Origin of the sequence: Aeromonas sp. QDB30 (genome assembly GCF_027707645.1) — a bacterium.
Taxonomy (GTDB): domain Bacteria; phylum Pseudomonadota; class Gammaproteobacteria; order Enterobacterales; family Aeromonadaceae; genus Aeromonas; species Aeromonas caviae.
Window position 1 is genome coordinate 15769 of record NZ_JAPCIY010000012.1, and the last position, 14472, is coordinate 30240.

Sequence of the window (14472 nt, forward strand, 5' to 3'; positions counted from 1 at the left end):
TTCGCTAGCGGGTCTGGAGAATGGCTTTCTCCATGCGGGCCAGGGCCTCGGTGAGACGGGCCCGGGTGCAACCAAAGTTGAGGCGCACGAACTGGCCGTTGCCGAACTGGGCTCCGGGGGAGAGACCCACGCCCGCCTGTTCGAAGAAGGCGACGGGATCGTCCAGGCCCAGGGCGCTCATGTCGATCCAGGCGAGGTAGGTGGCCTGGTTGCGGGCCAGCTTGACGCCGGGCCAGCGGGCCACGGCCTGCTCGATCAGGGCCAGGTTGCCGGCCAGATAGTCGAGCTGTTCATTCAGCCACTGCTCGCCCCCCTCATAGGCCGCCTCGGCTGCCACGAACCCCAGCAGATTGACGTCGGCGCTGATGCCGCGCATCGCCTGTTGCAGCTTGAGCCGCAGGCGGGCATTGGGGATCACGGCGAAGGAGCAGCACAGCCCTGCGATGTTGAAGGTCTTGCTCGGCGCCATCATGACGGCGGAGCGTTCGGCCGCCTCCGGGCTCAGGGCACCATAGGGGATGTGGCGGGCATCTTTGTCCAGCAGCAGGTCGCAGTGGATTTCGTCGGAGCAGATCACCAGGTTGTGGCGCTCGGCGATGGCGTCGATGGCCAGCAGCTCTTCCCGGGTGAAGACGGTGCCACCCGGGTTGTGGGGGTTGCACAGCAGCAGCAGATCCGCCGAGGGGGCCTGACGCTCAAGCTCTTCGAGATCCAGCACCCAGCGGCCTTCTTCCTCCACCACGGGGACGGTGAGCAGAGGGCGGTCATTGAAGCCCGGCGCCTGCAGGAAGGGGTAGTAGACCGGCTTGGGGGTGATGATGCCGCGCCCGTGCTGGCTCCAGGCCTTGCAGGCGAGATTGAGGCCCGGCACCACCCCGGGCAGGAAGACGAGCCATTCGGGCTGGATGGTCCAGCCATAGCGGCTGGCCAGACGCGATACGATCAGTTCGATGAGCCGGGGAGAGGGGCGCGAATAGCCGAAGATGCCGTGGGCGACACGCTGGGTGAGGGCCTCCAGTACGGCGGGGGGAGAGACGAAGTCGGTGTCTGCGACCCACATGGGCAGGACATCCTGACCCTTGTATTTGTCCCATTTCAGGCTCATGGTACCGCTGCGATCTATTTCCCGGTCAAAATCAAACATGTTAAATCCTTGTACTGGCGCTGGATGGGCTTCCAATGTACGGACTTGGACGCCCCCCCGCAACCCTTGAGGTGGCTGTTGATAATGACATAAAATAGCCGCCGCCATACGCCAAGCCCGCCCGCATCTGGCTCCTTTTTTTCTTCCATATCAATGGTATCTCTATGAGTTTGCTGTCTGTTGCCCGCAAGAGGCCGGATCCCGTCTCTCTCTCGTTTCTCGCCGTGACCTTCATGACCGGGGTGGCGGTGGCGCTGCAGGTGCCGACCTTGAGCCTGTTTCTGGCCGAGGAGGTGCAGGTGCGTCCCTTCCTGGTGGGGCTCTTCTACACGGTGAACGCGGTGATCGGCATCCTCATCAGCCAGTGGCTCGGCCACCGCTCCGACAACAAGGGGGATCGCAAGCAGCTGATCCTGCGCTGCTGCTTCGCCGGCATCGTGCTCTCCCTGCTGTTTGCCTGGAACCGGCAGTACTGGTTGCTGGTGAGCCTGGGGGTGCTGCTGGCGAGCCTGACCGCCACCGCCAGCCCGCAGCTGTTCGCCCTGGCGCGGGAATACGCCGACAGCCGCAACAAACAGGCCGACATGTTCAGCTCGGTGCTGCGGGCCCAGTTCTCCCTGGCCTGGGTGATAGGGCCGCCCATCGCCTTCGCGCTCGCCATCGGCTACGGCTTCAAGGTGATGTATCTGGCCTCGGCGCTGGCCTATGTCATCTGCGCCTTCGTGGTGTGGCGCTGGCTTCCCTCCCTGCCGCTGCCGGTGATGGACAGCGAGGTGGAGCGGGTGAGCAGCTGGCGGGATCCGTCGGTGCGGGCGCTCTTCATCGCCTCCACCCTGATGTGGACCTGCAACAGCATGTACCTCATCAACATGCCCCTCTACATCACCCGCGAGCTGGGGCTGGAGGAGAAGCTGGCCGGTTTGCTGATGGGCACGGCGGCGGCCCTGGAGATCCCCTTCATGCTGCTGGCGGGCTACTACACCCGGCGCTTCGGCAAGCGGCCCATGATGCTGCTGGCGGTGCTGGCCGGGGTCGGTTTCTATGGCGGTCTCGTGACCCTGTCGAGCCAGCATGCCCTCATTGCGCTGCAACTGCTCAATGCCATCTTCATCGGCATCGTGGCCGGCATCGGCATGTCCTATTTCCAGGACTTGATGCCGGGGCGCGCCGGGGTGGCGACCACGCTCTTTTCCAACAGCATCCGCACCGGCTCCATCATGGCGGGGGCCATCGCGGGGACGGTGGCGGAGCTCTGGAGCTTCCACGGGGTCTTCATGGTGGCAGCGGCCCTGGCGCTGATGGCGCTGGCCGCCTGCTGGCGGGTCCCCAACGTATAGGGGATGCAAAGGGGAGCCGATGCCCGGATGTGCCGGCACCAGTGCCCCGGTCGTGCGGGGAAGAAGCGACCTTACCTGGGGTTGTCTCCCTGGTATTCGATGCGCAGGCAGCGCAGCAGCAGCTCGGCCGCCGGCCCCAGCGCTTCCACCGAGGGGGTGAGCAGGTAGGTGTAGAGATAGCGCTCGCTGCCGCCGGTGAGATCCAGCTGCACCAGCGAGCCCTCGGCGAGCTCCTCCTGCACCAGGTGGCGGGGCACCCAGGCGTAACCCATGCCAAGGCGCACCATGTTGAGCACCTCATGATAGTGGGTCGCCTTCCAGCCGGTGTCGTCCGCATCGTTCCAGTCCACCGAGCGGTGGATGGGGGGATGCAGGCTTATCTGGTTGTGGCTGGCCAGCACCTCGGCGGTGATGGGCTCTCCCTGCTCCGCAAGGGGGTGGCCCGCTGCGCACAGAGGAAGCAGACAGACTTCGTCCAGCGGCAGGCCGGTGCGATCCTGGGGCAGGTGCTCGGAGAGCATCAGATCTCCCGCCTGCAGCGCATTGAAGTGGCAGTGGATCCGCTCATGCAGGTTGATGCGGCATCCGCGGCTGCGGGGATAGAAGTGGGCCAGCGCCCGGTAGAGGCGCTCCCGCGGCTGCACCACGGACACATAGAGGTTGATCTGCGGCTCCCACTGCCGCTCCAGGTTGTTGGCCAGGTTCTCCAGCTCTTCCACCTGCTGGCTGAGCTGGCGCGCCCGCTTGAGGAAGATCTCCCCCGCCGGCGTCAGCACCGCCTTGCGTCCCCGCACCTCCAGCAGGGCCACCCCCAGACTCTGTTGCAGCTTGGCAACCGCATGATTGAGGGAGGATTGGCTCTTGTTCAGCGCCTCGGCAGCCTGGGCATAACCGCCGCAGTCCACCACTGCCTGAAAGATCCGCCATTGCTCAAACGTGCTTTTGGGACGAAACATAGTGCAACCTGTCTGGGGCCGATGGGATTCAACAGGGCGCGCCTTGGCACCCCCTCTTCACTGTAATCCCATCCGGTTGATTTGTTGATTTATTTGGGCTGGGCCACGAAGGTCTTGCCGCTCTGGCCCTGACTGTCACGCCCCATCAGGTAGAGATAGAGGGGCATCAGATCGGCCGGGGTCTTGAGGGTTTGCGGATCTTCCGCCGGGAAGGCGCTGGCCCGCATCCTGGTGCGGGTGCCGCCCGGGTTCAGGGTGTTGACCCGCACACCGGTATTTTCCAGCTCGTCCGCCAGCACCTCCATCATCCCCTCGATGGCGAACTTGGAAATGGCATAGGTGCCCCAGTAGGCGCGCCCCTTGCGGCCCACGCTGGAGGAGGTGTAGACGATGGACGCCTCGCCGTGCTCCTTGGCGGTCTGGCGAATGAGGGGCAGCAGCGCCTGGGTCAGCAGGAATTCGGATTTGACGTTGACCTGCATCACCTCGTCCCACTCCTGCTCCTGAATGTGTTCGAACGGCGACAGGGTGCCGAGCAGCCCGGCGTTGAACAGCACGCCATCGAGGCGGCCGAACTGCTGGGCGAAGGTCTCCGCCATACCGCGGTAGTGGGCGGCAGTAGCCCCTTTCAAGTCCACTGGCACGATGGCGGGCAGGGGGTGACCGGCCGCTTCAATCTGGTCGTAGACCGCCTCCAGCTTGGCACTGGTACGCCCGAGCAGGATCACGGTGGCACCGTGGGCCGCATAGGTGAGGGCCGCTTCGCGGCCGATGCCGTCACCGGCACCCGTCACCAGAATGACCTTGTCCTTGAGCAGATCACGGGGGGCCTGATAGTCGAGCATGTGGACTCCTGTTAACAATGCCTGGCGGCTTGGCGCAACGAATCGAGTGGGCAAGTGTACTGATCCGGCCCGGCAGTTGACCAGTATGAGACGGCAAAAATGTGAATAAAACAGGGCGATAGCGTCGATCCCTCCGCCCTTGGCACGGAAGATGGCAGAGTTTTTGCGCGAGGGGGGCAAACTCCTTACTATGTGACAAAACCGGACATTGAGCGGAGCATCAAGTGGCATTTTTGACCGAATACGGCCTGTTTCTGGCCAAGACCCTCACCTTCCTGCTGGCCATCGGCGCCGTCATCCTGATGGTGGCGAGCAGCCGCCAGCCCAAATCCCGCAAGGGGGAGCTGGTGGTGACCGATCTCTCCGGCGAGCTGGAGCAGGGGCGCCATCAACTGCAGGCAGCCCTGGCGGGCAAGGCCGAGCGCAAGCAGATGGAGAAGACCCGCAAGGCCGAGCACAAGGCCAAAGCCAAGGGGGAGGATGAGCGCAGCCGGCTGTTCGTCATCGACTTCAACGGCAGCATGGATGCCAAGGAAGTGGCCTCCCTGCGGGAAGAGGTGAGTGCCGTGATAGGCGTGGCCCGGCCCGGGGACGAAGTGCTGCTGCGTCTCGAATCCGGCGGCGGCGTGGTGCATGGTTACGGCCTGGCCGCCTCCCAGTTGCAGCGGCTGCGGGACAAGGACATCACGCTGACCGTGGCCATCGACAAGGTGGCGGCGAGCGGTGGCTACATGATGGCCTGCGTCGCGGACAAGATCCTGGCGGCGCCGTTCGCCATCGTCGGCTCCATCGGTGTCATTGCCCAGATGCCGAACTTCAACAAGCTGCTCAAGAAGCACGACATCGAATTCGAGATGCACACCGCAGGCCAGTACAAGCGCACCATCACCATGTTCGGCGAGAACGACGATCAGGGGCGGGAGAAGTTTCGCGAGGAGCTGGGGGCCATCCACGAACAGTTCAAGGCCTTCGTGGCCGAGCACAGACCCGGTCTCGACATCGACAAGGTGACCACCGGCGAGCATTGGCTGGCGAGCCAGGCCAAGCAGCTCGGACTGGTGGATGCGCTTTGCACCAGCGATGACTACCTGCTGGCCCAGGCCAGCCATCACAAGGTGGTCGGCATCCGCTACAGCAAACCCAGGAGCCTGACCCAGAAGCTTGGCAAGCAGGCGGCACTGGGGCTGGAGGGGGCCCTCGGCCGCCTGTGGCAGCAGAGCCCCTGGCGCTGAGAACCTGTTTCGAGCTTACTGCGAGGTCGTGATCAAGGCTCATGTGCTGCTCGGAATCCTCATGTGTATCTACACACTCCGGTTCCTGCGCAGCTCTTCACCTTGCTGACGATCTCTCGCTACAGCTCGTGAACAGGTTTTATAGCTCAGTGCAAAGGACTAAAAAGAGAGCCGGGCATTGCCCGGCTCTCTTTTTTTATTGCGTCGGCTCTGCAGGCCGATGGCGCACCTCAGCGTTGGAAGGGATAGACGGAACCCAGTTTCAGGATCTGGGTCAGCTCGTCCAGGGCGGTGCGGGTCTCCAGCACCAGGGAGGGGTCGCGCAGATCGTCCAGCGCCAGGCTGTCGCGATAGTGCTTCTCGACCCACTGATCTAGGCGGGCAAACTGGCTGTCGGTGATGAGGCAGGCCGGGTTGACCGCGGCGAGCTCGGTGTCGTTCATGGCGACCCGCAGGCGCAGACAGGCGGGGCCGCCGCCGTTTCTCATGCTCTGCTTCACGTCCATGTAGTGGACGTCCTTGATGGGGGTGCCCAGGGTCACCAGCCTGGCCAGATAGGCGGACACAGCCGGGTTGTCGCGGCATTCGGTGGGGGCGATGATCGCCATCTCGCCGGATGGCAGGGTGAGGATCTGGGTGTTGAACAGGTAGGATTTCACCGCATCCTGCACCGACACTTCGCTGGTCGGCACTTCGATGAAGTGCAGCTCACCGTCGCCGAACTTGGTACGCACCTCGGCCAGCGCAGCGTCGGTATTGAGGAACGCCTGCTGGTGGAAGAAGAGCACGTTCTGGTTGCCCACCGCGATGACGTCGTTGTGGAACACCCCCTGATCGATCACGTCCGGGTTCTGCTGAATGAAGACCGCGCTCTCATCCCCAAGGCCATGCAGGCGGGCGATGGCCTGGCTCGCTTCCAGGGTCTGGCGGGCCGGGTAGCGTTTGGGGGCGGGCTGGGAGACGTCGAAGGCGCTGCGGCCATAGACGAACAGCTCGACCCCCGCTTCGCCATAGGCGCGGCACAGCCGGGTGTGGTTGGCGGCGCCTTCGTCACCGAAGTGGTCGTTCTCCGGCAGATGCTGGTGATGATAGAAGTGGCGATCGTTGTTGAACACGGCCCGCAGGATGCGCCCGGTCACCTCGGGCTCCAGGGAGCGGTGGAACTTGTTGGTCAGGTTGGCGGGGGTAAAGTGAATGCGGCCATCCTGGGTGTCGGCGCTCGGGGAGACGGTGGCGGCGTTGGCGGTCCACATGCTGGAGGCGGAGTAGCAGGCGGCCAGCACGGCGGGGGCCTGTCTGGCCGCCTGGGCCAGGACGCTGGCATCGTTGCCGGTGAAGCCCAGGCGGCGCAGGGTCGCGAGATCCGGCCTCTCCTGGGGGGCCAGCACGCCCTGTACCATGCCGAGGTCGGTCAGCGCCTTCATCTTGCGCAGCCCCTGCTTGGCCGCTTCCTTGGGGTTGGAGGCCTCTTTGGCGTTGCTCTGGGAGGCGACGTTGCCATAGGAGAGGCCGGCATAGTTGTGGGTGGGGCCGACCAGGCCGTCGAAGTTGACCTCGAAGTGCTTCATGATCACATCCTTTCGATTTTTATATGGGGAGCGGTTCCTTCCGCGCACAAAGCTGCGGTGTGCGGCCATTATAAAGAGATTTCATCCTTTGTAACAAGCTGATAACCAGAATGGGTTTTTATGTCACAAGGGTGGCTGGATATGTCATTTCCAATCTAAAAAAGGGGGGGATATAGCATAAAAACAAAAAAGCGGTTGCTTCCCGCGCCCCGGCTTCGCATTAATAAATAAAGAAGCAGGGCGGTTCGGGCTGTCGGGCAAATTGACCCGCAAGATTGCTTTTTCCCGTCAAATCTCTTATACAGCCCCACAAAACCGCACGCCAACCCCGTCGGGTGCAATGAGGATAATAGTTACAGCATGGGCAAATCACTGGTCATCGTGGAGTCTCCGGCCAAGGCCAAGACCATCAACAAATATTTGGGCAAGGACTACGTGGTGAAATCCAGCGTAGGCCACGTGCGCGATCTGCCGACCAGCGGCAGCGCCAGCACCGAGCCCAAAAAACCTGTCATTCGCGGCATCAAGCTCAGCGAATCCGAGAAGGCGGCCAAGGATCGCAACGCCCTGTTCTCAAGGATGGGCATCAACCCGACCGCAGGCTGGCAGGCCAACTACCAGATTTTGCCCGGCAAGGAAAAAGTGGTCAGCGAGTTGCAAAGTCTGGCCGCCAAGGCTGACACCATCTATCTCGCAACCGACTTGGATAGAGAGGGGGAAGCGATCGCCTGGCACCTGCGCGAGATCATCGGTGGCGACGACAGCCGCTACAAGCGCGTGGTGTTCAACGAGATCACCAAGAGCGCCATCCAGGAGGCGTTCGCCCAGCCGTCCGAGTTGAACATTCATCGCGTCAACGCCCAGCAGGCCCGTCGTTTCCTCGACCGGGTGGTGGGCTACATGGTCTCCCCGCTCTTGTGGAAGAAGCTGGCCCGCGGCCTCTCCGCCGGTCGGGTGCAATCCGTCGCGGTGCGCCTCATCGTCGACAAGGAGCGCGAGATCAAGGCGTTCGTGCCGGTGGAGTTCTGGGATCTCAACGCCGACCTGCTCACCGCCGAGAAGAGCGAGCTGCGCATGGAGGTGGTCAGCCGCAACGGAGCCGACTTCAAGCCGGTGACCCAGGCCGAGACCTTCGCCGCCGTGGCGGCCCTGGAAGGGGTCGACTACAAGGTGGTGAACCGGGAAGACAAGCCGACCGGCTCCAAGCCGTCCGCTCCCTTTATCACGTCCACCCTGCAGCAGGCGGCTTCTACCCGTCTGAGCTTCGGGGTCAAGAAGACCATGATGATGGCCCAGCGTCTCTATGAAGCGGGTTACATCACTTATATGCGTACCGACTCCACCAACCTCAGCAAAGAGGCGGTGGACGCGGTGCGGGAATACATCGGCGAGCAGTATGGTGCCGCCTACCTGCCGAGCGAGCCGAACCTCTACGGCGCCAAGGCCAATGCCCAGGAGGCCCACGAGGCGATCCGCCCTTCCAGCGTCCAGGTGACTGCCGAGATGCTGGAAGGGATGGAGCCCGATGCCATGCGGCTCTATGACCTCATCTGGCGCCAGTTTGTCGCCTGCCAGATGACCCCGGCCCAGTACGACTCCTCCACCCTGACCGTCAAGGCAGGGGAGTTCGAGCTCAAGGCCCGTGGCCGCACCCTGCGCTTCGCCGGCTGGACCAAGGCCCTGCCGCCCATGGGCCGCAAGGGTGAAGACAGCCAGCTGCCGGCGGTGACCGTCGGCGAGGTGCTGAAACTGGTCAAGCTGGATCCGCGCCAGCATTTCACCAAGCCGCCCGCCCGCTTCACCGAAGCGGCCCTGGTACGCGAGCTGGAAAAGCGCGGCATCGGCCGTCCGTCCACCTATGCCTCCATCATCTCCACCATCGTCGACCGTGGGTATGTGCGGGTCGAGAGCCGCCGCTTCTTCGCCGAGAAGATGGGGGAAATCGTCACCGACCGCCTGGTGGAGAACTTCGTCGAGCTGATGAACTACGAGTTCACCGCCAAGATGGAAGACAAGCTCGACGGCATCGCCGAGGGGAGCCTGGAGTGGAAGAAGGTGCTCGACGCCTTCTACGCCGAGTTCACCCAGGAGCTGGAGCAGGCCGACAAGCCCCACGAAGAGGGAGGCATGCGTGCCAACCAGATGGTGCTGACCGACATCGACTGCCCGGATTGTGGCCGCAAGATGGGTATCCGTACCGCCACCACCGGCGTCTTCCTCGGCTGCTCCGGCTATGCCCTGCCGCCCAAGGAGCGCTGCAAGAAGACCATCAACCTGGTCAGTGCGGACGAGTTCGTCTCCGCCACCGACGGGGACGAGGCGGAAACCGATGCGCTGCGTGCCAAGCATCGCTGCGGGATCTGCGGCACCGCCATGGACGCCTACATCATCGACGACAGCCGCAAGCTGCACGTCTGCGGTCGCAACCCGGATTGCGATGGCTACGAGGTGGAGCAGGGGCAGTTCAAGCTCAAGGGCTACGAAGGGCCGAGCATCGAGTGCGATCGCTGCGGCTCCGAGATGCAGCTCAAGAACGGCCGTTTCGGCAAATACATGGGTTGCACCAACGAGAGCTGCAAGAACACCCGCAAGATCCTGAAAAATGGCGACATTGCGCCGCCGAAAGAGGATCCGGTACCCCTGCCCGAGCTGAAATGCACCCAGTCCGACGCCCACTTCGTGCTGCGGGACGGCGCCGCCGGCCTCTTCCTGGCCGCCAGCAACTTCCCCAAATCCCGCGAGACCCGTGCGCCCCTGGTGGAGGAGCTCAAGCGCTTCCGCGATCGCCTCTCCCCCAAGCACCAGTACCTGGCGGACGCCCCGGCGTCAGATCCTGACGGAAACGCCTCCGTGGTGCGCTTCAGCCGCAAGACCAAGGAGCAGTACGTGATGACCGAGGTCAACGGCAAGGCGACCGGCTGGACAGCCCATTACGACAACGGAAAATGGCAGGAGAGCCTGCCCAAGGCGAAGAAAGCCTGATGGCGACGCCGCTCACGGCATGATGAAAGAGGCCCCTTGCGAGGGGCTTCTTTGTTGGTGGATGGCGATATACTGGAATGGCTGCATGGATGGCAGCGCAAGACAGGGAGTTGTCATGGAGATACATGAAATACGGCCGGGCATGACCTGCCTGACCCGTGAAGGGACAGCCTATGTGCTGGAGGTGGACAGACAGAGTCTGTTGGTGCTCTTGCAACGGGAGGATGAGACCATCCCGGTACAGGTGCGCAGCGATGACATTCTGGGGCCCATTGCCGGCGACTAGGGAAGAGAACATGACGGAGGGCGACCACAGAGGCCCTCCCTTTGTTGCAAGAACGCCCATCCCTTCGGGACGTGCCAGCCTCGTCAGAAGGGAACCAGAAAGAGCAGCTCGGCCAGGTCGGGCTGCCACTGCCACTCCCGCATCCTGACCCGCCCGCCAATCACGGGCACCCCCTCCTCCTGCAGCAGCCCCGCTTGCTTGTCAAAGCCTGCGGATCCTTTTGGCAGCGAAATGGTGCCTGCCGCCCCCAGCACCCGATGCCAGGGCAGCACCTTGTCGGTCTCCCGCAACACCTTGCCCACCAGTCGTGCTCGTCCGGGCAGGCCCGCGAGATCCGCCACCTGGCCGTAGCTCACCACGCGGCCGGGGGGGATCAGGGCCAGGATCGCCTCGATGCGGGCCGTCTTGTCCAGGGGGGGCGCGTTCGTTCTCATGATGATGGCTCGTCAAAAACAGCAGAAGCGCCATTGTGGCGCTTCTGTCATGGGGCTTGCAATCTGTCAGCCGAAGGTCTGGCTCAGTCCCCTGAGCTCGCGGGCCCGCCTGAGCAGCTCCTGGCTGGAGTCGTCCACCGCCTGGATCTTCTGGCTGTTGGCGCGGGAGTATTCGGAGATCTGGTGGATGTTGCGGCTGATCTCCTCCACCACCACCTGCTGCTGCTCCGCGGCGGCGGCGATCTGGGTGGAGAATTCGGTCACCTGATCGATTTCACCCAGCACCAAGTGCAGGTTGCCTGATCCCTGGCGGGTCATCTCGACGCATTCCCGGGTCTGGGCCAGGTTGTCCTGCATCATGCCCTGCCAGCGCTCCAGGGTGTGCTGGATCTGGCTGATGCTGCCCTGGATCTGCTCGGTCGCCTTGTGGGTACGGGTCGACAGGGTGCGCACCTCGTCCGCCACCACTGCAAAGCCGCGCCCCTGCTCGCCGGCACGGGCGGCCTCGATGGCGGCGTTGAGGGCCAGCAGGTTGGTCTGCTCGGCGATGCCCTGGATTTCACCCATCACGCTGCCAATGCGCTCCGACTCGCTGGCGAGCTCCACCGCGGAGTGGAAGGCCTGCTCCGCCTGGCTGGCCAGCCTGGTCATCTGCTGCTGGGTCTGATCCAGCTGTTCCACCGTGCTCTGGCAACTGCTGCGTGCCTCGGTCACCTGGCCGTTGGTGTCCTGGATGTTGCGGGCGATTTCGTGGGCGGTGCTGGCCATCTGGGTCATGGCGGCCGCCATCTGCTGGGTCTGGGCATCCTGCTCGTTGATGTCGAGGAAGGCGCGGTGTGAGGAGTCTTGCAGATCGGTTGCCAGGGCCTGAAGCGGATGGGTGGCATCGTCGACCCGCCCCAGCACGGTGCGGATCCGGGCCTGCAGCATCTTCAGGTGAAAATCGGCGATGGCACCCGGGGCATCCCCCGAATAGACCAGCCGGGTCAGGCTGTCATATTGCTGACCGAGCTGCCTGAGATAGCGGGGCAAGGCGATGAGCTCGCGCCAATAGGCGCCCGCAATGGCGAGGGGGGGAAGCAGCATCAGCAGCGCGGTGAGGGGGCCCTGGGTGAGGGCGGCCCAGACCAGCAGCGCCAGCAGCGGCAGGCCGAGCATCAGCGGCCTGAAACGGCGCAGCGAGGGCTGGGCCGGGGTGCCCCGTTGCTCGGCCGAAAGCAGGGCCCGATAGGCCTGGGCGGCAGCCTGCTTGAGCTGGGGGTCGGGCTTGCAGCGCACCGACTGGTAGCCGCTTATCTTGCCGTGCTCGTAGATGGGGGTGACGTAGGCGTCGACCCAGTAATAGCAGCCATCCTTGCAGCGGTTTTTCACCACTCCCCGCCAGGGGTTGCCCTCCTTGAGGCGATCCCAGAGGTCGGCGAAGGCGGCCTTGGGCATGTCGGGGTGGCGAACCAGGTTGTGGTTGTGGCCGACCAGTTCATCGACCTGGTAACCGGCGATGCGGCAGAAGGCGGGGTTGGCGTAGGTAATGACGCCGCGCAGATCCGTGGTGGAAACGAGTTGCACGTCGGCGGGAAATTCCACTTCACTGTCCACGACCTGGGCGTGTTTGCGGGCCATAAGGGTAAGCTCCGATCTGTTTGCTGATTGTTATTGTGGCGGAACCGCAGGGAGGTGCATCCCCTGTCTGGTTTCATCGGGGGCCTTATTTTGCCAACAAAGGCAGATGAAAAGTAGGGGCTAGGTTGGGTTTTTGTTGTTGATGGGTAAAAAAACGGCGACCAAAAGGTCGCCGAAAAGAAAAAGATAACACTACCTCTGTGGCACCCGGTAACGCACTTGCAACTGGTCGAGGATGTGCAGCTGGCCGGGCAGACGGGCGACGAAGTGCTCCCACACCTTGCGGGCGGGAGTGCTCCAGGCCACCTCTGCCGTGGCCAGCATGCGCGGGAATAACATGTAGTCGAGACGATCGCGAGAGGTGATCAGTTCCGACCACAAGGGGCTCAGCACCCCCAGGATGTTATCGTTGGCATGGAAATCGGCCGGGGCAGGATCGCATGCATGCACCTGCGCCAGGTTGAGGGTACCCGCCCAGTAGAGTCCCGGCTCGTGGATGTCCTGACTCCAGGCGAGATCCAGATAGAGGTGCTGGGCAGGCGCCATCACCACGGGGTAACCGGATGCGGCGGCGTCCAGGCCGGCCTGGAAGCTGGTCCAGGCGAAGACGGTGGCCTCCCGGCTCACCTTGTCACCGTGCAGTATCTCTTCCCACCCCAGCATCTGTTTGCCCTTGCCAGCCAGGTAGTGCTGGCAGTGGCGCAGCAGGTGGCCCTGCAGCTCGCGGCAATCCTGATACCCTTGCTCGGCCATCAGCTGCTGGCAGGCGGGACTGTCGGTCCAGACGCCGGTGGGCACTTCGTCCCCCCCCATGTGAACCTGACTCCCTGGGAAGAGATCGCACACCTCGTCCATCACGGCGTCCAGGAACCGGTAGGTGCCGGGCAGGGCCGGGTTGAGCACGTTGTCGTCGAAATATTGCACCGAGAGGTAGCGGGAGCGGTCTGCCTCTTCCACCAGCAGCTCGGGCAGCGCCTTGATGGCGGCGTGACAGTGCCCCGGGATGTCTATTTCCGGAATGATGGTGATGCCAAGCCCGGCGGCGTAGGCGACCAGCTCGCGCACCTCGCTCTGGGTGTAGTAACCGCCATAAGGGTCGGGGCCGCCGCTCAGCTGGGGCCCCACCGCCAGGCCATGGCCGCGCCAGGCACCCACGGCGGTCAGCTGGGGGAAGGCCTTGATCTCAAGGCGCCACCCCTCGTCATCGGTGAGGTGCCAGTGGAAGCGGTTGAACTTGTAGAGGCTCATCTGCTTGAGCAGGCGCTTGAGGGTGGCGATGGAGTGGAAGTGGCGGGCACAGTCGAGGAAGATGCCGCGAAAACCGAAGCGCGGTGCATCCCGCACCGTCAGGCAGGGCAGGCTCTCTCCGTGTTGCAGCGCCCACTGGGCCAGGCTCACCAGCCCGTGGCGCCAGCCCGCCTCGCCGGCGGCCCGGATGACGATCTCCTCAGGGGTGATGGTGAGCTCATACCCCTCGGGGGGAAGTGTCGCCTCGACGAGGTGGATCTCCGCATCGTGATCCTGGGTCAGGGCCAGGCCTGTCAGCTCGTTGAAATGGGCTAGCAGGGAGGCGAGGGGAACGGGGCCGTCGACGTGGGCCCGCTCGGCCAGCCGGAAGTTGCCTTCTGTATAAATCAGGTGGGCGGGCTGGGGCACGAGGCCGTTGACGGCCTCCACCGGTGGCAGGTCGGGGCCCGGGGAGGGCGGGTTGGTCAGGCCAAGGTCTTCCCCCTCCAGCACCAGGGGTTGCAGCTGTCCCTTGCTCTCCAGGCTCAGGAAGAAACCCTTGGGCATATCGGAGTCATGCTTGAGCGGGGTGTTGCGACAACAGAAGAGCAGCTCGCTCACCCCCTCATGGGGCACCATGACCTTGTAACTGCCGCTCTGACGCTCCAGGGTGCCCCCTTCGATCGAGTGGGGATCGATCTGGCGGGCGAGGCAGAAGTGGAGTTTCCAGGGGGCTGCTGGCAGTTGGCTCAGGGTGAAGCGAAACCAGACATCGTCACCGTCACGGTGATCGACCCGGGTGTGGATCAGGGGTGCGGACATGGGAATTCCTCTGATGGGG

General features: G+C 63.8%; 11 protein-coding genes. 4 read left to right on the plus strand and 7 right to left on the minus strand.

What is annotated here, in order from left to right; all coding sequences use genetic code 11:
- Positions 1–4: 4 nt before the first annotated feature.
- Positions 5–1144, minus strand: coding sequence for a MalY/PatB family protein (locus tag PG896_RS05830; RefSeq protein WP_114522586.1), 1140 nt, complete (start codon positions 1142–1144; stop codon positions 5–7).
- 164 nt (positions 1145–1308) lie between these two features.
- Here PG896_RS05830 and PG896_RS05835 point away from each other — a divergent pair, with 164 nt between their 5' ends.
- Positions 1309–2481 carry an MFS transporter gene (locus PG896_RS05835; RefSeq protein WP_069652864.1) on the plus strand — a complete coding sequence of 391 codons (1173 nt, stop codon included), beginning with the start codon at positions 1309–1311 and terminating at the stop codon, positions 2479–2481.
- A gap of 71 nt (positions 2482–2552) precedes the next feature.
- Here PG896_RS05835 and PG896_RS05840 read toward each other — a convergent pair whose 3' ends face one another.
- Both PG896_RS05840 and PG896_RS05845 read right to left on the minus strand, forming a co-directional pair.
- Positions 2553–3437 (minus strand): LysR family transcriptional regulator, encoded by an 885-nt coding sequence (locus tag PG896_RS05840; RefSeq protein WP_049637266.1) that lies wholly within the window; start codon positions 3435–3437, stop codon positions 2553–2555.
- Between the two features lie 89 nt (positions 3438–3526).
- Positions 3527–4282 (minus strand): YciK family oxidoreductase, encoded by a 756-nt coding sequence (locus PG896_RS05845; RefSeq protein ID WP_104455524.1) that lies wholly within the window; start codon positions 4280–4282, stop codon positions 3527–3529.
- Positions 4283–4506: 224 nt separating this feature from the next.
- On the opposite strand from PG896_RS05845, the gene sohB reads away from it, so the two are divergent.
- Positions 4507–5514 (plus strand): protease SohB, encoded by a 1008-nt coding sequence (gene sohB / locus PG896_RS05850; RefSeq protein ID WP_103243541.1) that lies wholly within the window; start codon positions 4507–4509, stop codon positions 5512–5514.
- A 230-nt stretch (positions 5515–5744) separates the two neighbouring features.
- On the opposite strand, the gene astB is transcribed toward sohB, so the two are convergent.
- The gene (astB, locus tag PG896_RS05855) at positions 5745–7082 is read right to left on the minus strand and encodes an N-succinylarginine dihydrolase (RefSeq protein ID WP_183148786.1); all 1338 of its coding nucleotides are present in this window, start codon (positions 7080–7082) and stop codon (positions 5745–5747) included.
- Between the two features lie 360 nt (positions 7083–7442).
- Between astB and topA the strand changes: the two genes are divergently transcribed.
- Both topA and PG896_RS05865 read left to right on the plus strand, forming a co-directional pair.
- On the plus strand, positions 7443–10064 hold the full coding sequence (gene topA / locus PG896_RS05860; protein ID WP_010673895.1) for a type I DNA topoisomerase: 2622 nt from the start codon (positions 7443–7445) through the stop codon (positions 10062–10064).
- Positions 10065–10179: 115 nt separating this feature from the next.
- Positions 10180–10350 carry a hypothetical protein gene (locus PG896_RS05865; RefSeq protein ID WP_164882955.1) on the plus strand — a complete coding sequence of 57 codons (171 nt, stop codon included), beginning with the start codon at positions 10180–10182 and terminating at the stop codon, positions 10348–10350.
- Between the two features lie 83 nt (positions 10351–10433).
- Here the strand turns inward: PG896_RS05865 and PG896_RS05870 are convergent, their stop codons facing one another.
- The 3 genes from PG896_RS05870 to PG896_RS05880 form a co-directional block, all read right to left on the minus strand.
- On the minus strand, positions 10434–10784 hold the full coding sequence (locus PG896_RS05870) for an MGMT family protein (protein WP_039040524.1): 351 nt from the start codon (positions 10782–10784) through the stop codon (positions 10434–10436).
- Between the two features lie 66 nt (positions 10785–10850).
- Positions 10851–12404 (minus strand): methyl-accepting chemotaxis protein, encoded by a 1554-nt coding sequence (locus PG896_RS05875; protein WP_119196879.1) that lies wholly within the window; start codon positions 12402–12404, stop codon positions 10851–10853.
- 192 nt (positions 12405–12596) lie between these two features.
- Complete coding sequence (locus PG896_RS05880; RefSeq protein WP_201956088.1) at positions 12597–14453, minus strand: beta-N-acetylhexosaminidase; 1857 nt, start codon at positions 14451–14453, stop codon at positions 12597–12599.
- Positions 14454–14472: the final 19 nt, after the last annotated feature.